The 20,656-nt window shown below is 61.5% G+C and carries 19 protein-coding genes; all 19 read left to right on the top strand.

The features are described from left to right. The first annotated feature begins 164 nt into the window (after positions 1 to 164). The 19 genes from IEX31_RS15985 to IEX31_RS15895 all read left to right on the top strand — a co-directional run bounded on the left by IEX31_RS15985 (position 165) and on the right by IEX31_RS15895 (position 20,446). Positions 165 to 1,319: an acyl-CoA dehydrogenase family protein gene (locus IEX31_RS15985; RefSeq protein ID WP_188744402.1), complete on the top strand. Its 1,155-nt coding sequence runs from the start codon at positions 165 to 167 to the stop codon at positions 1,317 to 1,319. A gap of 53 nt (positions 1,320 to 1,372) precedes the next feature. Beyond that, on the top strand, positions 1,373 to 3,043 hold the full coding sequence (locus IEX31_RS15980) for an AMP-binding protein (RefSeq protein ID WP_188744401.1): 1,671 nt from the start codon (positions 1,373 to 1,375) through the stop codon (positions 3,041 to 3,043). Further along, on the top strand, positions 3,044 to 4,642 hold the full coding sequence (locus IEX31_RS15975; RefSeq protein ID WP_188744400.1) for an acyl-CoA carboxylase subunit beta: 1,599 nt from the start codon (positions 3,044 to 3,046) through the stop codon (positions 4,640 to 4,642). A gap of 7 nt (positions 4,643 to 4,649) precedes the next feature. Next, positions 4,650 to 6,671, top strand: a complete 2,022-nt coding sequence (locus tag IEX31_RS15970; protein WP_229662426.1) for an acetyl/propionyl/methylcrotonyl-CoA carboxylase subunit alpha — start codon at positions 4,650 to 4,652, stop codon at positions 6,669 to 6,671. Positions 6,672 to 6,716: 45 nt separating this feature from the next. Further along, positions 6,717 to 7,556 carry an SDR family oxidoreductase gene (locus IEX31_RS15965; protein ID WP_188744399.1) on the top strand — a complete coding sequence of 280 codons (840 nt, stop codon included), beginning with the start codon at positions 6,717 to 6,719 and terminating at the stop codon, positions 7,554 to 7,556. Continuing rightward, on the top strand, positions 7,553 to 8,935 hold the full coding sequence (locus IEX31_RS15960; protein ID WP_188744398.1) for an acyclic terpene utilization AtuA family protein: 1,383 nt from the start codon (positions 7,553 to 7,555) through the stop codon (positions 8,933 to 8,935). Before IEX31_RS15965 ends, IEX31_RS15960 begins: the two co-directional genes overlap by 4 nt. Before the next feature lie 37 nt (positions 8,936 to 8,972). Further along, positions 8,973 to 9,257, top strand: coding sequence for an AtuA-related protein (locus tag IEX31_RS15955; protein ID WP_229662424.1), 285 nt, complete (start codon positions 8,973 to 8,975; stop codon positions 9,255 to 9,257). Next, positions 9,254 to 10,060 carry an enoyl-CoA hydratase/isomerase family protein gene (locus tag IEX31_RS15950; protein ID WP_188744396.1) on the top strand — a complete coding sequence of 269 codons (807 nt, stop codon included), beginning with the start codon at positions 9,254 to 9,256 and terminating at the stop codon, positions 10,058 to 10,060. The genes IEX31_RS15955 and IEX31_RS15950 overlap by 4 nt, the downstream gene beginning before the upstream one ends. Then, the gene (locus tag IEX31_RS15945) at positions 10,057 to 10,974 is read left to right on the top strand and encodes an IclR family transcriptional regulator (RefSeq protein WP_188744395.1); all 918 of its coding nucleotides are present in this window, start codon (positions 10,057 to 10,059) and stop codon (positions 10,972 to 10,974) included. Before IEX31_RS15950 ends, IEX31_RS15945 begins: the two co-directional genes overlap by 4 nt. After that, positions 10,923 to 12,032 carry a CaiB/BaiF CoA transferase family protein gene (locus IEX31_RS15940; protein WP_268237004.1) on the top strand — a complete coding sequence of 370 codons (1,110 nt, stop codon included), beginning with the start codon at positions 10,923 to 10,925 and terminating at the stop codon, positions 12,030 to 12,032. The genes IEX31_RS15945 and IEX31_RS15940 overlap by 52 nt, the downstream gene beginning before the upstream one ends. A gap of 2 nt (positions 12,033 to 12,034) precedes the next feature. After that, positions 12,035 to 12,775 (top strand): SDR family oxidoreductase, encoded by a 741-nt coding sequence (locus IEX31_RS15935; protein WP_188744393.1) that lies wholly within the window; start codon positions 12,035 to 12,037, stop codon positions 12,773 to 12,775. Further along, positions 12,772 to 13,272, top strand: a complete 501-nt coding sequence (locus IEX31_RS15930) for a MaoC/PaaZ C-terminal domain-containing protein (RefSeq protein WP_229662422.1) — start codon at positions 12,772 to 12,774, stop codon at positions 13,270 to 13,272. The genes IEX31_RS15935 and IEX31_RS15930 overlap by 4 nt, the downstream gene beginning before the upstream one ends. Continuing rightward, positions 13,256 to 14,401, top strand: coding sequence for an acyl-CoA dehydrogenase family protein (locus IEX31_RS15925; protein ID WP_188744392.1), 1,146 nt, complete (start codon positions 13,256 to 13,258; stop codon positions 14,399 to 14,401). Before IEX31_RS15930 ends, IEX31_RS15925 begins: the two co-directional genes overlap by 17 nt. A gap of 29 nt (positions 14,402 to 14,430) precedes the next feature. Then, positions 14,431 to 15,597 carry a thiolase family protein gene (locus tag IEX31_RS15920; protein ID WP_188744391.1) on the top strand — a complete coding sequence of 389 codons (1,167 nt, stop codon included), beginning with the start codon at positions 14,431 to 14,433 and terminating at the stop codon, positions 15,595 to 15,597. Continuing rightward, entirely contained in the window at positions 15,594 to 16,082 is a 489-nt protein-coding gene (locus IEX31_RS15915; protein ID WP_188744390.1) for a PaaI family thioesterase, read from the top strand. The genes IEX31_RS15920 and IEX31_RS15915 overlap by 4 nt, the downstream gene beginning before the upstream one ends. After that, the gene (locus IEX31_RS15910) at positions 16,082 to 16,867 is read left to right on the top strand and encodes a citryl-CoA lyase (protein ID WP_229662421.1); all 786 of its coding nucleotides are present in this window, start codon (positions 16,082 to 16,084) and stop codon (positions 16,865 to 16,867) included. Before IEX31_RS15915 ends, IEX31_RS15910 begins: the two co-directional genes overlap by 1 nt. Then, positions 16,860 to 17,627 (top strand): enoyl-CoA hydratase-related protein, encoded by a 768-nt coding sequence (locus tag IEX31_RS15905; RefSeq protein ID WP_188744388.1) that lies wholly within the window; start codon positions 16,860 to 16,862, stop codon positions 17,625 to 17,627. Before IEX31_RS15910 ends, IEX31_RS15905 begins: the two co-directional genes overlap by 8 nt. 65 nt (positions 17,628 to 17,692) lie before the next feature. Then, entirely contained in the window at positions 17,693 to 19,342 is a 1,650-nt protein-coding gene (locus IEX31_RS15900) for a class I adenylate-forming enzyme family protein (protein WP_188744387.1), read from the top strand. 309 nt (positions 19,343 to 19,651) lie between these two features. Continuing rightward, positions 19,652 to 20,446, top strand: coding sequence for a polyprenol monophosphomannose synthase (locus tag IEX31_RS15895; RefSeq protein WP_229662420.1), 795 nt, complete (start codon positions 19,652 to 19,654; stop codon positions 20,444 to 20,446). Positions 20,447 to 20,656 lie beyond the last annotated feature (210 nt).

Here is a 20,656-nt window from a genome sequence, read left to right as displayed (position 1 = left end):
GCCCGCGTACCGGCTCTCGCGGGGAATCCGGGCCTGTTCCAGAACCCGGGCACAGCCCCGGGTTGGTTCTCCCCTCTCACGAGGATTAGTTCAATATACGGAACTAGTTGTTTCTATGATGAACTCCTAGTACGCTGTTCAAATCGATGCAAAGGAGCACAAAGTTGCAACTGCTGGAATCTGCCGAACAGCGAGAGATTCGGGCGGCCGTACGGTCGATTGTCGCCAGCTACAGCCATGACTGGTATGTCAAACGCGCGCGCGACGGTCTGAAGGTGGGAGAGCTGTGGGAGGCGATCGGTGAATCCGGGTTCATTGGTGTGAACCTGCCGGAAGAGTACGGTGGCGGCGGGATGGGCATCCAGGAACTGTCAATCGTTGCGGAAGAACTGGCGGCCGCCGGTTCCCCCCTGCTCATGCTCATCGTTTCGCCTGCTATCTGCGGAACCGTCATCGCACGATTCGGGACGGATGAGCAGAAGGAACGTTGGCTACCCGGGTTGGCAACCGGCAAGACCAAGATGGCGTTCGCCATCACCGAACCGGACGCTGGCTCGAACAGCCACAACATTGCGACCACGGGTCGCCGAGACGGCGACGACTGGATCCTAACCGGTACCAAGTATTACTGTTCCGGTGCGGACGAAGCTGATGCCCTGTTGGTTGTCGCTCGCACCGGTATCGATGAGGCAACGGGTCGCGCGCGACTCTCCCTATTCATCGTCGAGACCCCCAACGCCCACCTGCAGATGACTGTGATTCCCGTTGAGGTGACGGCCCCGGAGAAGCAGTTCACTCTGTTCTTCGACGACGTTCGCGTTCCCTCGACGGGCCTGCTCGGCGAAGCGGATGACGGGCTTCGTCAGATCTTCTTCGGTCTCAACCCTGAGCGCATCATGAGCGCGGCGGTGTCCAATGGCATCGGTCGTTTCGCGTTGGATCGCGGCGCCAGGTACGGCAAGGAACGTCAGGTCTGGGGGGCTCCGATCGGGACCCACCAGGGCCTCGCACACCCGCTGGCGGAGTCGTATGTACATGTTGAACTTGCGCGGTTGATGACCAGCAAGGCCGCATGGATGTATGACACGGGCCTCGACGCGGGGGAAGCATCCAACATGGCAAAGTTCGCGGCGGCCGATGCGGCCATCGAGGCTCTCGATCGTGCCATCCAAATTCATGGTGGTAATGGCATGTCGACCGAGTATGGGCTTGCTGATGCGTGGGGGTTTGCGAGGGTTCTCAAAATCGCTCCCGTATCGCGCGAGATGGTGCTGAACTACGTTTCGCAACATTCCCTCGGGCTTCCCCGCAGCTACTGAATCACCATTGCAGTTGCACCACCCATCCAATTCCCGTGACAAAGGAGTCAGCAATGAGCGTGTATCCGCCTGAGACGGTGAAGAAGTATCACGATGCCGGTATCTGGGGAGACAAAACCTGGAGCGATTATGTGGCCGAGCATGCCACAGCGCGTGGAAACCAGGAGGCACTCGTCGATCAACCCAACAAGTTGGAGGTGATCGGCACCCAGCCGATGCGCCTGACATGGAACGAAGTTCACGAACTCGCTGATGGGCTCGCCCTCTCGCTCCTCGATGCGGGGGTTCACAAGGGCGATGTCGTCTTCGTGCAACTGCCGAACTCGGTCGAGCTGGTTCTGCTTCACCTCGCTCTCGATCGTATCGGCGCTGTGGGAACGTTTGCCCCTATGCGCCAGCGTTCGTCCGACATCGAGTACGCGATCGCCAAGACCAAGGCCCGAATCGCGATCGGCATGGGGAGCTTCATGGGGACCGACTATCTCGCCATGATTCACGCCGCCCGGAAGGTCTGTCCTTCGCTCGAGGTGATCATCGCCCTCGAAGGTGAAGGAAGGCCCGGTGCAGATTTCGAGCTTTCTACGATGATCACGGCAGCAGATCCAGCTCGGGTCGCTGAACTCGACGCTATCGAAGTCTCAGCGGATGACGCGTTGACTCTGTGTCTGACGACCGGTACGGAAAGCACACCCAAGGTCGTTCCGCGTACTCCAAACAGCTGGATGGTTGCCACGAGAGGGATACTGGAGGCGACGGGCCACGGAGCGGACTCCGTATTTTCCGGGCCGTTCCCTTACGCCAACATGGGTGGACTGGGCGTGGAACTCTATCCCTGGATCATGGCGGGCGGAAAGTTCGTCACTCATGAGCCGTTCAATGTCGATGTGTTCTTGGAGCAGATCACTCAGGAGCGGGTCAACTACATCATCGCGGTTCCTGCAATCTATTTCGGGATGCTGAATCACCCCGGGCTCGATACGCAGTACGACATCTCCTCACTGAGTGTCGTTGGTTGTGGTGGCGAGGCACCGCCGCACACGATCATCGAGATGCTTGACGAGCGCGGTATCACGGTGATCAATGAGTTCGGCGCGACCGAGGGTTGGTTCTTCTTCACCGTTCCGGAGCAGCCCGTCGAGGAACGCAAGGACCTGTTCCGCATCGACAAGCTGCGCCGCTTTCTTCCAGACACGGAGTTTCACGCCCTCAAGCCGGGTACCGAGGAGGACGTCCCTGCCGGGGAGCCCGGCGAACTCGCGGTACGCGGGCCCTCGGTGTTCGCCGGCTACCTCGATGCGGATGAAGTCAATGCGCAGTCCTTCACCTCGCAGGGTCTGTTCCGCACGGGCGATCTTGTCGCGATCGAGGAGGACGACTCGTTGCGTTACGTCGGTCGCTTGAAGGACATGATCATCCGTAGCGGTCAGAACATCAGTCCCGCCGAGATCGAGCTGATCATTCAGCGCCATTCCAGTGTCTATGAGGTCTCGGTCATCGGGGTGCCAGACCCGATCAAGGGACAACGGGTGTGCGCGGTGGTCTCCACCAAGACCGAAACGGTGATCACGCTCGAGGAACTTGACGAGTTCATGCGGCAGATGGATGTCGCTCGACACAAGATCCCCGAGGTCCTCGAAGTCATCGACGAACTGCCCAAGGGGCCGAGCGGCAAGATCCTCAAGCGCGAGCTTCGTGACCGCTTTGCCCGGCAGCAGGGGTTTTGAATGACGGTGTTCTCCGTTTCCGTAGATCAGCATTCGGGGCTTTTTCGCACCAACAAGAATGCTCATTTGTCTCGGATCGCGCAATTGGAGGAGCAACAGGCGGTAGCAAGGGCTGGTGGCGGTGATCGCTACATACAGCGGCACCGCGACCGCCACAAACTCTTGGCACGTGAGCGTGTCGAGTTGCTCATTGATCGTGATTCCGCGTTTCTTGAGCTTTCTACTCTTGCTGGCTGGGGAACTGCATTCACGGTAGGCGCGAGCGTCGTAACCGGTATTGCCGTGGTTTCGGGAGTGGAATGCATTGTGATCGCGAATGATCCGACTGTGCGAGGCGGGGCATCGAACCCGTACACCTGGAAGAAGATCACGCGTGCACTGGAGATCGCCAGGCACAATCGCCTGCCCGTGATCAATCTCGTGGAGTCCGGGGGGGCGGACCTGCCCACTCAGGCCGAAGCCTTCGTGCCGGGTGGAGCGTTGTTCCGCGACCTCACTCGGCTCTCGGCATCCGGAGTGCCGACCATGGCGATCGTCTTCGGTAACTCGACAGCGGGAGGAGCATACGTTCCCGGGATGTGCGACTACACGATCATGGTGAAGGACAAGGCCAAGGTGTTTCTCGGTGGCCCGCCGCTGGTGCGGATGGCCACGGGAGAGATATCTACGGATGAGGAGCTGGGGGGCGCAGAGATGCACTCTCGAGTGTCGGGTCTTTCCGACTACCTCGCCGCCGACGAGTTGGACGCGCTCCGTTTGGGCCGCCAGGTGATGAAAGACCTGAACTGGCGCAAGCTCGGGTATGGGCCGACGTTTCCAGTTGTGCTCCCGCAGGTCGACCCCGAGGAGCTGTTGGGCATCGTCTCCGCGGATCTGCGAATACCCTTTTCGCCACGGGACGTTCTTGCCTGTGTGCTTGATGGCTCGGACTTCGACGAGTACAAGCCGACGTACGGCGTGAGTCTCGTGACCGGGTGGGGCAGAGTTCACGGATTTCCGGTCGGCATCCTTGCCAACTCAAACGGCGTCATTTTCCCGGAGGAAGCCAAGAAGGCCGCGGAGTTCATCCTGCTCGCCAATCAAGTTGACGTGCCGTTGCTGTTCCTTCAGAACACGACGGGTTTCATCGTGGGCAAGATGTACGAGCAAGCCGGCATGATCAAGGATGGCGCAAAGATGATCAACGCTGTCTCCAACAGTCACGTGCCACACATCACGTTGCTCATGGGAGCCTCATACGGTGCCGGAAATTACGGCATGTCCGGCCGTGCGTTCGAGCCGCGTTTCGTCTTCGCATGGCCTGGGGCGAAAACTTCCGTCATGGGCCCGCAACAGCTCGCGGGGGTGATGTCGATAGTTGCGCGAGACTCGGCAGCATCGGCCGGCCGGCCGTTCGACGAGGAGGCAGACGCAAATCAACGGGCCGAGACAGAGGAGCAGATCGAACGCGAGTCAGACAGCTTCTTCATGAGCGGCAAGATCTACGACGACGGCGTAATCGACCCGCGTGACACGAGAACGGTGCTAGGAATCGCACTCTCGGCTGTTCATTCCAACGAAGTATCGGGCACGCGCGGTTTCGGCGTGTTCAGGATGTAGGCGACGCGTGAACGTGAAGATGACCTCCGTCCTCGTCGCCAACCGAGGAGAGATTGCCCGACGAATAGTTCGATCTTGCCGCGACATGGGTATTCGCACGGTGGCCGTGTACTCCGATGCCGATGTCGACTCGCCCCATGCAAGGGAGGCGGACTCGGCAGTCCGGTTGCCAGGAACATCCCCAACAGACACCTATCTACGCGGTGATCTGCTCGTCGCCGCGGCGCGCAGAGCCGGTGCCGATGCAGTTCACCCCGGCTACGGATTCCTGTCCGAGAATGCCGACTTTGCACGCCAGGTTGAAGACGCCGGTCTGGTGTTCGTGGGACCGACGTCGGCGACGATCGAGTTGATGGGGGACAAGCTTCGATCGAAAGCGCTCATGAGCGAAGTGGGCGTTCCCGTACTCCGGGGAGTCGATCTCACGGCCTTGACAGCAGAAGAAGTCGCAGACAGGGCGGCCGAGATCGGATTCCCCCTTTTGGTGAAGGCATCGGCAGGGGGCGGCGGTCGCGGAATGCGCATTGTCCGTGAACTGTCGGAGCTGGCGGACGCGGTCGGTTCCGCCGAGCGCGAGGCGCTGTCGGCCTTCGGCGACGAAACAGTGTTTCTGGAGCGGTACCTTGTCAATCCCCGCCACATCGAGGTGCAGGTCTTCGCGGATGAGCACGGAAACGTGGTCTCTCTCTTCGAGCGGGAGTGTTCGATCCAGCGGCGCCATCAGAAGATCGTCGAGGAATCTCCGTCCACGGCGGTCGATGATGTGTTGAGAGAGCGCTTGGGCAACGCTGCGGTGACCGCCGCTCGAGCTGCGGAATATCGCGGCGCGGGAACAGTCGAGTTCGTTCTCGCCGACGATGGTTCCTTCTACTTCCTCGAGATGAATACTCGCCTCCAGGTTGAGCATGCGGTCACCGAGGCCGTCACTGGTCTTGATCTGGTCGGGCTGCAGCTTCGCGTCGCGCAAGGCGAAGTACTCCCTCCGGAAGCCTTGAACCCGAGCATGACAGGCCACGCGATCGAGGTCAGGGTCTACGCAGAAGACCCCATAAACGGCTTCCTTCCCACCTCCGGCACGGTGGAGCATTTCAAGGTGCCCGAGCGCCAAGGGCTGCGTGTGGATTCTGCAATAGAAGCCGGCTTCGCCATCAGTACGCATTATGACCCGATGCTCGCGAAGTTCATTTCGCATGCGCCTGTTCGTGACGAGGCTGCGGCGCTACTGGCGGTTGCGTTGCGCGAGACGCAACTCGACGGTGTGACCACGAATATTGGCCTACTCGCCTCCTTACTCGAGGACGAGGATTTCCTCGCCGGCGACACCACCACCAGCTTCCTGGATGACCATCGGGAACTCGTGTCGAACTCGTCGTTCGTTGCTGATGGCATTTTGGCTCGCCGGGCGCTGGCTGCGGCGCTCATCGCGCAAGTGCAGGCTCGGGACAGTGCGATAGTCCAGCAGACGATTCCCTCGGGTTGGCGAAACAACCCATCCAGCAGGGGCCCACACGCGAGTAGTCAAACTCGTGTGTACGCCATCGGCGAGCGGGAGACCCGAGTTGACTATGCTGTGAACCCACCCACGGCGAAGGTTTCGATCGATGGCAGCCATGAGATCGACGGCTTGGGGGAGCTGCGAATCCTCGCATTGACCGCAGGCACCGCTGATCTTGAGTCAGACGGGCTGCGGGTGCTCTATGAGTTCGTGCGCAGTGGGAATCGCATCTTTGTACATGACCGATTCGGCTCGACGGCGTTCGATGAAGTGGAGCGCTTTCCTGCACCGGACGCCCGAGCCTCGCGCGGCTCGCTTGTTGCGCCGATGCCTGGCTCAGTGCAACGAGTCCTCGTCGAGGTCGGCTCAACTGTCATGCTCGGCGACCCGCTGCTCATTCTCGAAGCGATGAAAATGGAGCACACGGTCTCGAGCCCCGTGAGTGGCGTCGTGGCCGAGGTTCTGGTTTCCGACGGACATCAGGTCGAGGCCGGGGCCGTGCTCATTCAGATGCACGAGGAGCAGATCAGCTGATGCCGGACGGAATTGGACTTTGCTATCACCAACGTGGAGGTTTCAATGCAGCACAATGACGACGCCCAGACCGACACGAGGAAGGTGGCGCTGGTTACTGGATCCTCCCGTGGTCTGGGCAAGGCGATTGCCCGTACTCTCGCAGCCGATGGCTATGACATCGTCGTGAATTATCGGCGCAACGATGAGCTTGCCTTGCAGACAGCCGATGAACTCAAGGTGGGTGATCGACGCGTCGTTGCGATCAAGGCCGATCTGGAGTCTCCCGACGAGATCCGGGCGATGTTCGAGGAGGTCGGCTCCACATTCGGACACCTCGACGTACTGGTGAACAATGCAGCAGCTACCGCGTTCAAGCCACTACTGGAGCTTTCGGACAACAACATATCGCGTACCCTGCGCCTGACAGTCAATGGCTTCATCCACTGTGTTCAGCAGGCGGTGCCGCTCATGGAAGGCCGCCCCGGCCGAATCGTCGGCATCAGCGGAATCGACGCCGGCCACTACATGCCCGGACACGGGCTTCTGGGCGCGGCCAAGGCCGCCCTCGAAAGCCTCATCCGGGCCTTCGCCATCGAACTGGGCCCGCGCGGCATCACGACCAACGGGGTGAGTCCGGGAGGCTTCGAGACCGACTCGTCCCGAATCTATGGGGGGTCGCAGTTCGAGTTCCTCAAAGAGAGATTCATCAGCCAGGCGGGAATCAAGGACTTCGGCACGGTCGAAGACATGGCCGCCGCGGTCAAATTCCTTGTTTCGCCGACGGCACGATACATCACGGGTCAGACGATCATCGTCGATGGCGGAGTAACGGCCAACCTGGGCGAGTTGGACGACATCAATGCCGCGGTGCGGCAGTACGAAAAGGGAAGGGCGATCTCATGAAGCGAGTCCGATTGGGCGCAGGGTCAGGCTACTGGGGCGACATGCTCGAGCCCGCCGTAGAGTTGGCCAAACGGGGTCAACTCGACTACCTCGGGTTCGACTTCCTTGCAGAGCTGACGATGTCGCTGTTGCAGCGCGCGAAGATGAAAGACAACACGAAGGGTTACATCCCCGACATCGTGCCGTGGATGCGGACCTTGCTTCCCATCACGCACGCTCAGGGCACCAAAATGGTGCTCAACGGCGGCGGTACGAACTGTGTCGCTGCGGCGGACGCCGTGATGGCCGATGCGAGCCGGGCAGGGTTGTCTGGGGTTCGAGTCGCAGCGATTACAGGTGACGACCTGACCGACAGGATCGATGAGTTACGCGCCGCCGGCGTGAGCTTGCAGAACATGGAGGACCCGTCCCGCTCGATCGATGAGATCGCCGACCGGATCGTCGCAGCTCACGCCTATATCGGTTCGGAGTCGATCATCGAGGCCCTGGACCTCGGTGCCGAGGTCGTCATCGGCGGGCGCCTGGCCGACAGCGCAGTGTACGTCGGACCGCTGATGCACGAGTTCGGCTGGGACTTCGGCAATGCCGATTGGGATTTGATCGGCGCGGCCATCACGGTTGCTCATGTCATTGAATGCGCGGGAATCTGCTGCGGCGGGATGAGCTCCCAGTGGAAGAACGTGCCAGAACCATGGAACATGGGGTTCCCGATCGCCGAATTCGCGGCCGACGGTACGGCTCAGATCTCCAAGCTTCCGGGCACCGGCGGGTTGATCAACCAGTGGACCATCAAAGAGCACTTGCTCTATGAGACTCACAACCCCTCCGACTACCGGATGCCCGACGGAATCGCCGACTTGACGACGCTCCGCGTGAATGACGCGGGATCGAATGTGGTCTCGCTCAGCGACATGAGCGGCAGAGAGCGTCCTGAGATGTTGAAGGTGCAGATCGGATATACCGATGGCTGGATCGCTGAGGCCCGCGTTCTCATCCCGTTCCCTGACACGCTCGCCAAGGCCGATCGTTGCGAGGAGATCATTCGCAAACGATTGGACATCGTCGGGCTGACGCCCCGCGACTTGCGCTTTGATCGAGTAGGAATTGATGCTTTGGCTGGACCGTTGGCGCGCCGGCCAAGGCGGGACCCGCAAGAGATCGAGCTTCGGGTCACTGCTCATGTGGATTCTCGTGAAGAGGCCATGCAGCTGAACCGCGAGGTGACGCATGTGACGACGATCGGTCCGGTCGGCACGGCATTCGGTGCGCCGCTACGGCCACGAGAGGTGATTGCCCTGTGGCCGACTCTTGTACCGCGCGAGCTCATCCCTACGAGCGTCGTCATCGAGGAGGTGGCTTCGAGTGTGGCTATCGCTTAGCGACCTCGCGTACACCCGTTCGGGTGATAAAGGTGATGTGAGCAATGTCGGTGTCATGGCATTCGGTGATGCCGAATATGCAGCGCTGCGAATCTGGTTGACGCCGGAACGGCTTCGCGACTTCTTCGCTGGATTCGTTCTGGGTCCGATCGCAGTCTACGAATTGCCCCGGATGAACTCATTTCAGGTCGTGATGCAGAAAGCGCTGGGTGGAGGGGCGACTCGCACCCTCCGCTTCGACGAGACAGGCAAGTCGGTCGCCGCTCTCATGAGTCGGTTTCCCGTGCCGGCATCGCTGCTCAACGGAAGCGAAACACTGTGACCGACGTTGAGGAACCCGGGATCGTCGTCGAACAACTCGGCAACGGAGTTGCGACCGTGCATTTCAATCGACCGTCGAAGTTGAACGCCTTGTCGAGTGCCGTTCTCGCAGAACTCGTGGGTGCGTTTCGACAGCTCGGTCAGGATCCGGAGGTGCGCAGCGTGGTGCTATCCGGTCGCGGGAGGGCATTCTCGTCCGGCGGCGACCTCATCGAGCTTCACCCACTACTGTCGCAAGCAGGAGTCAACGGTGCACGGCTATACATGCGCTCCTTTCACGAGGCGATCAATGCGATCAGAAGCATCCCCGTTCCAGTCGTGGCCGCGGTCAACGGGGCGTGCGCAGGTGCCGGTATCAGTGTGGCCCTCGCGTGCGACCTGGTCGTCGCAGCGCAGGATGCGGTATTCCACCCCAGCTTCACGCGGGCCGGCTTGATCCCCGACCTTGGGGCGCTGCACTTGTGGACGAGAGTTGTCGGCCCGCACCGTGCGAAGGAGATGGCCTTCTTTGCGGAGCCGATTTCCGCCTCGGATGCGCTGACGCTCGGGCTTGTCAACCACGTAGTCGATGAAGGGGCTGCGCTCGAGCACGGCGTAGGGTTCGCCAGGCGTTTGGCCGACGGGCCCACTGCCGCTTACCAGATGATCAAAGAGATCATCAATACCACGGATCAGGCCAGCCTGGACTCCGTCTTCCACCTTGAGTCCTATGCGCAATCCGCGGCATTCCTCACCGGCGAGGTCGACGAGGGGGTGTCCGCCTTCCGTGAGCGTCGGGCACCGAATTTCGGGAACAAGTCATGACCATGCCGCCGCTGAGCACGGATGAGTTGCGGTCCGCAGCTGCCCCGGAGTTGCGCGCTGCAGACACGGCGGGCGAAGCGCAGGCAGCGGTCGACCGATCGGCCTACGGAGTTCCAGCGATTGACCGAGCGGTGCTCATCATGCGGGCACTCCAGCGAATGGGGCCGCTGAGTTTCCGGGACATCCTCGAAGAAACCGGGCTGTCGAAGTCCACCTGCTTCTCTCTGTTGCGCACGATGAGCAGATTGGATCTCGTCGAGTTCGACAGCGAACGCCGTGTCTACCGGCTCGGTATCAGTCTGGTCGAGTTGGGCGCTTCCGCGATCGATCAACTCAGCTACCTGCGTATCGTGAAGCGACACCTCACCCACCTGGCCGCGGACATTGATGCGACGTTCGTCATCTATCGTCGAATGGATCAGGAGCACGTGTCGATCGTCGACAAACTCGAGCGTCTTCACCAGGTGCGAGTGTCAATTCCCGTCGGGACCGTGGTGCCGATTCAGGGCGGCTCGTTCGGTCGATGTTTCATGGCATACGACGATCCCCGATCCGTCGATGCAGTGCTTCGCGGCGGACTCCATGCATTCACGGAGCGCAGCGTGACCGACCCTGCGGTATTCCGACACGAGCTTGCGCGCGTGCGCGAGTGCGGATGGGCGATCGACAGAGAAGGTTTTGCGCTCGGAGTCAGCACGGTTGCCGCTCCAGTGTTCGGCGCGGACGGAAAGGTCCTGCTCGTCATTGGCGCAGTAGCAATCGCGAGCGTCCTGGACGAAGCGAAGGAAATCGCATGGGGCAATCGTTTGCGTCAGACCTGTGACGAGCTGGGCGAAGCGATCGGCTCGATAGTGGCTGTACCATGGCGCCCCAGCAGCGCAGGCGATGCCGGTGCCGAGGCGGTGCGATCTTGAGGGAACGAACGTCGGCGATCGCGCCACTTGACGGGATCACCGTTGTGGACTTGTCGCTCCTGATCCCCGGTCCGTGGGCGACGACCATGTTGGCCGAGCTGGGCGCCGCGGTCATCCATATCGAGCCGCCAGGGGGGGACCCTCTGCGACGCATGATGCCGGGCTCGTATGATCTTGTCAGCCGCGACAAAGTGGTGCTTGAGTTGGACTTGAAGTCTTCAGCGGGACACGACGAGCTGTGGTCGATCATCGCCACAGCCGACGTCCTGGTGGAGGGGTTTCGTCCCGGCACCGCCGACAGGCTCGGATTCGGGCCGCGGGAGATGGGTCGTGAATATCCACGCTTGATCTACTGCTCGATAAATGGATATGGCAGCGACGGCCCGTACCGAGATCGTCCCGGACACGACATCAACTACCTTGCCGCGAGCGGTGTGCTGTCACTGAGCGGCCAGCCTGACGGGCGGCCGTACCCCGGCGCTGGAGTCCCTCTCGCTGACCTCGCCGGAAGCCTTTTCGCCACGCAAGCCATTCTCGCCGCCCTTCTGATGCGCGACAAGACGGGCATCGGCGGCTACTTCGAGGTGCCTCTTGCTGCAAGCGCCCTCAAGATCGGTGAACCTCGTCTCGTCGAATATGAAGAGCAAGGGCGACCGGACAAGAAGGAGATGATGTCCCGGGGCGCCTATGACACGTTCCGTTGTCGTGACGGCGCCTGGATCGCAGTCGGGTGCATCGAAGATCACTTCTGGTCACGGCTGTGCACGGCGATCGGTTGCGTCGACTTGCTCAACGACCAGAGATTGACCAGTTACGCGGATCGCTGTGCACACTCCGACGTCGTCAATGGCAGGCTCGCTGAGGTTTTCGCAGACGCTGATCGGGCGCGCTGGCTCGACCTCTTGTCGACCGCCGACGTCCCCGTCACTGCGGTTGCCGACTTCGCCGACATCGGCGATGACATCCAAATGAGCCGCTGGCTCCATGAGGGGCCCGGTGGACGGCGGGTCAGCCTTCCATACGACTTTCGAGATTTTTCGGTACAGGGAGGCAGTTGATAGTGAATAACGCATCGGTGGCATTGGTGACCGGAGGCGCCGGGGGCTTGGGGCAGGCGATCGGCAACCGCCTCGCCGCTCGTGGAAAATCGGTGGTCCTCATTGATATCGACCGTGAGAATGTGGAAGCTGCCGCTGAGTCGCTGCGGGCGAAGGGCGGCGCAGTGCATGGAGCCGTCGCGGACGTCACGGACACAGACGAAGTTTCGCGTGTTGTCAGTGAGTCCGAGTCGCGATTTGGCCACATCGAGATTCTTGTGAACAACGCCGGCTTTCCGAGAGACGCTCCACTCGTGAAGATGACCGACCAGGACTTCCGCAGCGTCGTCGATGTCTGCCTGTTCGGCGCGTTCGTGTGCTCCCGCGCGGTCGTCCCGCAGATGATCGAACGCAAGTACGGAAGGATTGTGAACATTGCCTCCCGCGCCTACCTCGGCAATCCGGGGCAGGCCAACTATTCGGCGGCAAAGGCGGGCATTGTCGGCATGACCAAATCGCTCGCCAAGGAGCTCGGGAAGCATTCCATCACGGTCAATGCCGTCGCACCGGGCATCATCGACACTCCCGCCGTGAAGAACCATCCTCGCTATGATCTGCTGGTCGAACTGGCACAGAAGGAGAACTCGATCCGCAGGCTCGGCAAGCCGGAGGATGTGGCCGCGGCTGTCGACTTTCTGTCGTCGGAGGACTCTTCCTTCATCACCGGTGATGTTCTCCATGTGTCAGGGGGGCGATACTCGTGAGCGCGCACTCCGCCCTCTATCTCGACGATCTGCACGTCGGAATGAGTGAATCGTCGCCCGCTCGAACGGTGACAGAGGCGGACGTTGTCATGTTCGCTGCGTTGTCTGGAGACTTCAACTGGCTGCACACCGATGCACACCGCGCGGCCCAGTCGGAGTTCGGCGAAAGGATCGCCCACGGACTACTCGGCACCTCGATAGCATCCGGCTTGTTCACCAGGACGGCATTCTCACAATCGCTTCAGGACTCGCTCGTTGCGATGCTCGGAGTCGATTGCAAATTCGAGCGTCCCATTCACATCGGTGACACGCTCCACGTCGAAGCGCAGATCGTCAGTATACGACCGGGCGCGGACGGCAAGCGCGGGATCGCGACCATCGAGCGTCGTGTCATCAACCAGCACGGGGAACGCGTTCAACTCCTCACCACGCCAATGCTCATTCGGCGTTCGATCGCCGGGACACAGGAGGTCACCGCCCATGACGATTCTCACTGACGACGAACGGGAGCTCCAAAGCTCCGTCCGCAGCTTCCTCACCAAGAAAGTCGCCCCATTGGTGGCGGAGCACGAGCGTAACCGCACGTTCCCATGGGAGATTGTTCCCGCATTGCATGATTTCGGCTACGTTCGTGGCCTGGTCCACCCCGATGACGGTGGCGACGGAATCAGCTACTCTCAGCTCGCCATCCTCATGGAGGAAGCTGGTCGCTGTTGGGGTTCCCTGCGCACCACAATGAACATTCTCACCATCGTTCCCTATCTGATCTCACAGGTGGGATCGCCCGAGCAGAAGGCGCGCTTTCTCCCGCCCCTGCTTTCCGGTGAGCGTCGTGCGTGGTTCGCCATGACCGAGCCGGACGCCGGATCCGATGCCGCATCGCTTCGCACCACTGCGCACTTGGACGGCGATCACTATGTCCTCTCCGGGAGCAAGGTCTATATCACCAATGCATCCCATGCGGACATCGGAATCGTCATGGCAACGGTCGATCGTTCAGCCGGCGCGAAGGGCATTACCGCGTTCATCGTCGACCGCGCTGAGTCCGACTACGAGGTCAACGACATTCCACACATGCCGGTTCGCGGCACGAGCAGTTGCGAGCTCGTCTTCACCGGCACGCGAGTGCCGAAGGAGAACGTGCTCGGGGAGGTGGGCCGGGGGCTGTCCGCTGCGATGAAGGCGATCAACGTCGGTCGCCTCAACATGTCGATGGGCGCCGTCGGGCTCAGCCAGGCTGCTCTCGAGGAGTCGATCAAGTTCGTCACCACCCGTGAGCAGTTCGGCAAGAAACTGGGCGAGTTCCAACTCGTCCAGGAGATGGTCGTGGAGATTGCCACACTCACGGAGACATCGCGGCTCCTCGGCATGAACGCCGCCCGGGTGCTCGATCGCGGTGAGCCAGCACGGATGGAATGTTCAATGGCGAAGTACTACTGCGGCGAATCGGTCAACAAGGCGGCGACGCTGGCCCTTCAGGTGCACGGTGGAGCGGGGCTGATGGAGGAGTCGCCGGTCGAGCGGATCTTCCGTGACGCCCGCGAGGCCACCATCCCCGAAGGAACCTCGCAGATCCAAATCTTGCAGATGGGACGCGAACTGATCGGCGTCTCCTCCCTGCGCTGAACGATGACCACAACGAACGGGAGAATTTCATGAGCGAAGCATTCGTACTCGGATCAGTCCGAACTCCCCTCGGAAAGCGCAATGGTGCACTGGCCAACACTCGACCTGACGAATTGATGGCGCTCACGCTGCGCGAGCTTGTCGACCGCACGAGTATCGACGCCGACGAGATCGAAGACGTGCTCGTCGGTTGCGTGAACGCGATCGGTGAGCAAGGGCGGAACATTGCGCGCGTCGCGTCGCTCGCCGCAGGATTCCCGGTGTCTGTTCCCGGCGTGACCATGAATCGCATGTGCGGGTCGAGTCAACAAGCCTTGAACTTCGGCGCCCAGGCAATCATGGCTGGCCAGCAGTCCCTGGTCATCGCGGGTGGCGTCGAGTCGATGTCGCGGGTGCCGTTGGGATCGGACTCTCAGGGGGTGGAGCTCTCCGGCGCAGTGACCGAGCGCCACGAGATCGTCAGTCAGGGCATCGCCGCCCAGATGATCGCCGATCACTGGTCGATAAGCCGCGAACAAATGGATGAGTTAAGCACCGAAAGCCATCGGCGCGCCGCACAGGCGTGGGACGACGGAAAGTTCACGGACGAGACATTCAGCGTAGTGGCTAATCCGGCGGAGTACCTGCTCGGTCGCGACGGCGGCGATGCCGTGATCACGGCGGATGAAGGAATTCGGCGTACCACTACAGTTGAGATCCTCGGCCAGCTCAACCCTGCGTACCAAGAGGGCGGCATGGTGACTGCGGGCAATTCAAGCCAAATCACGGACGGGGCCGCTGCCGTCCTTCTCGGCGACGAGGCGACCGCCCGCCGTCTGGGTCTCGAACCTCAAGCGCGGATTGTCGCTACTCAGGTTGTCGGAGTCGACCCGGTGATGATGCTTCACGGCGTCATCGACGTCACCAAGCAACTGCTGGCCCGAGTGGGGATGGACGCTTCCGAGATCGACCTGTTCGAAGTCAACGAGGCTTTCGCCAGTGTTGTTCTGGCATGGCAACGTGAATTGAAGGTGCCGTTCGAGAAGATCAACGTCAACGGCGGCGCCATCGCTCTGGGCCATCCGACTGGTTGCTCGGGGGCGCGACTGATGACGACGCTCGTCCACGAGATGAAGCGTCGTGGTGCGCGATACGGCGTGCAAGCAATGTGCATCGGCTTCGGGATGGCAACTGCGACCCTCGTGGAGGCACCGTGAGTTCGCTGCCGACCCTGACCCCCCAGGCCCTCGAAGAGTGGACCGCCCATCCCTTTTGGTCATGGATGGGAATTGCGGTTACCGATGTCGCCGACGGGAGCGCTACGCTCGCGATCGATGTTCAGCCCCATCATCGTGGAGGAGGGGGCACCGCCGCCATCAATGGTGGTGTGATCAGCGCCCTGGTCGATGCTGCAGCGGGAGCAGCTGCCGTCACCAAAAATTGGCCGCCGCATCAAGTGACGATTGATCTCGGGGTGAGCTACCTGCGGCCAATGGTCGGCGATCGCATCGAAGCAGTAGCACGCGTCGTTTCCGGGGGGCGGCAGATCGTCTTCGTCGAAGTCGAGGTGCGGGGTGAAGATGGCCGCGTCGCGGCACTGGGACACGCCTCGATGCGGCTATTCACCCAGCCGCTACTTGACCCCGAACAGCGCGCCATCGCCGTACTGGAGAAGGACGCCGCACTGGAGAAGGACTGTTGATGGACAACGAAGTCGGAACCGAGATCGCCGTCTCGACGGCGAACGCAATCTACATTCGAGGTAAGGATCTCGTCCAGGACCTAATGGGAAAGATCGACTTCACCAGTATGATCTTTTTCCATTTGCGCGGCCGGTTCCCCACGGATGGGGAACGCTCCGTACTCGATGCCAGCCTGGTCGCAGTGATGGAGCACGGTTTGACGCCGAGTTCGATCACGGCAAGGCTCATCTACTCGAGTTCACCCGACGCCATGCAAGCCGCTGTCGCGGCTGGGCTACTCGGCGCCGGTAGCAACTTTCTCGGTGTCATGGAGGGCTTCGCTCGTATTCTCCAAGACGGCGCCGCTGCTATCCGAGCGGGCGAGACGACAGCCGAGAAATTCGCTCGTACCACTATCGAGGGCTATCTCGAGGCGGGAAAATCGGTCCCCGGGTTCGGCCACCACATTCACAGACCGGATGACCCTCGCACGCCCAAGCTGCTGGAGATTGCATCGAAAGCCGGGGTGAGCGGCGTTCATGCCGACCTGCTGACCGTATTCAGCGAAACCATGGATGAACTGAAGGGCCGTCATGTGACAGTGAACGCGACTGGCGCCGTCGCCGCTGTGCTCTCGGACATCGGATTTTCGTGGCGGATTGTCCGCGGCTTTTCGCTGATCGGTCGCAGCGCAGGGTTGGTCGGTCATATTGCCGAAGAACAGGAGCGTCCACTTGGGCGGGTGCTGTGGGCGATAGCGGAAGAGAACGTTCCCTATTTGGGAGAGGTGCCAGGCGATGACTGAGATGGTGCAATACGAACGTGATTCCGAAGGAATCGGATGGCTGACGATCGACCGCCCGAACGCGGCGAACTCACTCAACGAAGCCGCCCGTGGAGAGCTGTGGACGTGCTTCGAGGCATTCCGCGATGACACCGAAGCTGGAGCGCTCGTGATAACGGGCACAGGTGAGAAGGCATTCTGCGCGGGAGGCGATCTGAAAGAGATGGCGTCGTCGGTTCTCCGGGTCCCATCCGCCGACTTCATACCGCAACTCAATCGCAACTTCTCACTCGACAAGCCCGTCATTGCTGCCGTCAACGGCGTCGCACTCGGCGGCGGTTTCCTCCTCGCCCAGATGGCGGATCTCTGTGTTGCTGCGGACCACGCGACCTTCGCAATATCCGAGGCCAAGTGGGGTCGTGGCGCCCCGTGGGCTGCGCCATTGCCGTGGATGATCCCCCCACGCGTCGCGCTTGAAATCCTCCTCACTGGCGAGCGGATCTCAGCACAGCGCGGGTACGAACTTGGTTTCGTCAACAGGGTTGTTCCGATGGAGGAACTGAAGTCGACGGTGGTGGAGCTCGCGCGTCGGATCATGCGGAATGCGCCCCTGTCGGTTCGAGCGTCGAAGGCTATGGTCTACGCCTCGAACGCTGCAGCGGTCAAGGATGCGTTCGCTGCCGCGGAGCAACTCTTTGAGAAGGTCTACATGAGCGACGATGCCCAAGAGGGTCCGCGGGCGTTCGGGGAGTCGCGTCCGCCTCGATGGACAGGGAGGTAAATCGCAGACAATCAGACGGGAAACCAAACACTACAATTCACAATCGGTTTCTGGAAGGAACAATGATGTACCAGGAAGCTCGCGGCCAAACAGTGAACAAGATGTATGACTACTCGTGCGAACAATGGGGGAGCCGGGAAGCGGTCGTCTATGGTGATGAACGACTTACCTATAGTCAATTGCGTCGACGGGTAGCCACCCTTGCGACAGGTTTGAGCAGCATCGGCGTGCGCAAAGGCGATCGGGTGGCCTTTCTCCTTGGTGTCACTCCCGACTGGGTGACGACGTTCTATGCTGCTATGCGAATCGGCGCTGTCGCCGTGCCCCTGAATCTCGGCTGGACGGGCCGTGAAATTGTACGCGGATTGGAACTCACCGAGGCCAACGTGTTGGTCGCTACGGATGACTTCCGCAAGAACAACTACTTGGAGATGCTCACCGAGCAGATCCCCACGCTTGCCTCCCAAACCAAGGACGCCCTCAAAATCGAGGAACTGCCGAGCCTGCGCACCGTCATCTCGTTGAGCGAGTCGAACGCGAAATACCAGTTCGCGCACGACTTCCGCGAGGTACAGGCTGCTGGAGCAGACTATGTGCCTTCAGAGTTCGAGCAGCTGCATGCCCAGGTACGGCCGGATGACTTCTCGATCATGCTGCTCACTTCGGGCACAACCAGCTTCCCCAAGCCGGTGCTGCATAACAACGAGACACTGCTGGTCGGCGCGGCGGGCTACGCCGACGGAATCGAAGCGGTTCCCGACGACAAGATGTTGATCGTCGCGCCCAACTATCATGTTGCTGGCTACCTGACGATGCTCATGCCGCATATGCGAGGCGGGTCGATTCACCTGCTCGAGTATTACCTGCCTCACGCCGCCCTAGAGGTCATCGAGCGCGAGCGGATCACAATGATGTTCGGCTTCGACGTCCATTTCCTGATGATGGCGCGTCATCCGAAGTTCGGGATGTATGACATCTCGAGCATGACCCGTACGATGATCGGCTCGGCTCCGGGGTCATACGACGAGATCAAGGCGATGGGCATCACGCATCAAGGCAACATCTACGGCTCCAGCGAATACGTGGCGTCACAAGGGTACTTCCCCTTCCGCGATCGCAAAGATGAGTACCACATGCGGCTGTCCCATGGTCGTCCGATGCTGGGTACCGACATTGTGGTCAAGGATCCGACGACCGGCAAGACGCTGGCCCCTGACGAGCCCGGAGAACTCTGTTTCAAGGGTCCGGCACTATTCAAGGGCTACTACAACATGCCCGAGGAGACGGCTGCCGCCTTCGACGAAGAGGGCTACTTCCATAGTGGTGACTACGGTTGGATCGACGCGGAGGGATACATCTTCTATCGCGGCCGCTACAAGGAGACCATCAAGTCCGGCGGTGAGAACGTCAGCGCGCAAGAAGTCGAGTTGTTCCTGGAGCTCGACACCCCGTGGGTGCTGAAGGCCATGGTCGTCGGTCTTCCCGACCCGAGGTGGGGCGAGGCAGTAACCGCGCTCGTCGAGCTTCGTCCGGGAATGAATGTCAGCGGTGATGAGATCCGCAACTTCTGTCGCGACAAGCTGGCGGGGTACAAGATTCCGAAGCAAGTGGTGTTCGTCGAGAACGACGACTGGGTCACAACGCCCACGGGAAAATATGACCGAGGAGCGATGACGGACTTCGCCCGACTGAAGCTGGAAGCCGTGAAGCTATGACGCTCGGACGCTGAAGTCAGACGCTACAGGAATGCCAAATGGTGACCGGTGAGAATCGGGCGTGAGGCTACTGGCCCGGTCATCGTGTCGGGGTCATCGGTGCCGCCAACACTCACGACGTAGCCGCCGAGCTGCCCCCTGCTTCACGACCTCGAACGTCGTCGCGGTGACCGCCTGAGCCCCCGGTGCCCAGCGTTCGCGTCGCGATCCGATCGCCGGATCGCGACGCGATCGCCGTGCTGCCGGCGGTGGCCCACCCGGCGGGCGACCCGTACGATGGTGCAAGCACGCACCGAGGGGAGGTCACGGATGTCGCGGCCCCTCGTGGTCATCCCGACCTACAACGAGCGAGAGAGCCTCGCCGACACGGTCGCTCGCGTGCGCGAGGCCGTGCCCGAGGCATCCGTGCTGGTGGTCGACGACGCGTCGCCCGACGGCACCGGAGCGCTCGCCGATGAGCTCGCGTCCGCCGACGGTGCGGTGCAGGTGCTGCACCGCACCGCGAAGAACGGCCTCGGCGCCGCGTACCTCGAGGCGTTCGGCTGGGCGCTCGAGCAGGGCTTCGACCCGATCGTGCAACTCGACGCCGACGGCTCGCACCTGCCCGAGCAGCTGTCGCGCCTGCTCGACGCGCTCGAGGGAACCGCGCCTTCCGGGCCGGCGGACATCGTCATCGGCTCCCGCTGGGTCGCGGGCGGCGTGATCGAGAACTGGCCACGGCACCGCGAGCTGCTCTCGCGATGGGGGAGCGCGTACGCCCGCGCGGTGCTCCGCCTCGACACACGTGACGCGACGGCCGGGTACCGGGTCTTCCGGGCCGATGCCCTGCGCCGCATCCGGCTGGAAGACGTGCACACACGCGGCTACGGGTTCCAGGTCGACATGCTGTGGCACGCGCGCGACGCGGGTCTTGTGGTCGTCGAGGTTCCGGTCACGTTCGTGGAGCGCGTGCGAGGGCGCTCGAAGATGAGCCCCGTCATCGTGGTCGAGGCGATGCTCCGGGTCACGGCTTGGGGCGTCCGCAGCCGGTTGGGCGCGCGCAGGGCGGCGCCGTCGGCGGCCGACCAGCCCCGTGGCGCGGAGGCGAAGCGCTCGAACTCCTGAGGCCGGCCGGGGGCGTTCTGGCGCGGACTTCGGAGGAACGGTCGGGCAACGACGACGATCGGTCGGGTGGCGCGTAGCGCTTCTCGGTACCGATAGTCCAGCGACCTGGTATGTCATGTCTCAGAGCTTCGTTTACAAGCTGTCTCATGACTTCGTTTACAGCATGTCTCATGAGTTCGTTGACAGGTAGCACCCCACGATCGGGGGATG

Source organism: Agromyces bauzanensis, from assembly GCF_014645655.1.
GTDB classification, from domain to species: Bacteria; Actinomycetota; Actinomycetes; order Actinomycetales; family Microbacteriaceae; genus Agromyces; species Agromyces bauzanensis.
Note: the sequence above shows the minus strand (reverse complement) of the source record. Positions and strands in the feature narration are given on the sequence as shown.

Bases quoted from the DNA above. Each gene is read 5' to 3' on its own strand.
- IEX31_RS15980 (WP_188744401.1), top strand. From the start codon at position 1,373: ATGAGCGTGTATCCGCCTGAGACGGTGAAGAAGTATCACGATGCCGGT.
- IEX31_RS15975 (WP_188744400.1), top strand. From the start codon at position 3,044: ATGACGGTGTTCTCCGTTTCCGTAGATCAGCATTCGGGGCTTTTTCGC.
- IEX31_RS15965 (WP_188744399.1), top strand. From the start codon at position 6,717: ATGCAGCACAATGACGACGCCCAGACCGACACGAGGAAGGTGGCGCTG.
- IEX31_RS15960 (WP_188744398.1), top strand. From the start codon at position 7,553: ATGAAGCGAGTCCGATTGGGCGCAGGGTCAGGCTACTGGGGCGACATG.
- IEX31_RS15945 (WP_188744395.1), top strand. From the start codon at position 10,057: ATGACCATGCCGCCGCTGAGCACGGATGAGTTGCGGTCCGCAGCTGCC.
- IEX31_RS15940 (WP_268237004.1), top strand. From the start codon at position 10,923: ATGGCGCCCCAGCAGCGCAGGCGATGCCGGTGCCGAGGCGGTGCGATC.
- IEX31_RS15925 (WP_188744392.1), top strand. From the start codon at position 13,256: ATGACGATTCTCACTGACGACGAACGGGAGCTCCAAAGCTCCGTCCGC.
- IEX31_RS15920 (WP_188744391.1), top strand. From the start codon at position 14,431: ATGAGCGAAGCATTCGTACTCGGATCAGTCCGAACTCCCCTCGGAAAG.
- IEX31_RS15910 (WP_229662421.1), top strand. From the start codon at position 16,082: ATGGACAACGAAGTCGGAACCGAGATCGCCGTCTCGACGGCGAACGCA.
- IEX31_RS15905 (WP_188744388.1), top strand. From the start codon at position 16,860: ATGACTGAGATGGTGCAATACGAACGTGATTCCGAAGGAATCGGATGG.
- IEX31_RS15900 (WP_188744387.1), top strand. From the start codon at position 17,693: ATGTACCAGGAAGCTCGCGGCCAAACAGTGAACAAGATGTATGACTAC.
- IEX31_RS15895 (WP_229662420.1), top strand. From the start codon at position 19,652: ATGTCGCGGCCCCTCGTGGTCATCCCGACCTACAACGAGCGAGAGAGC.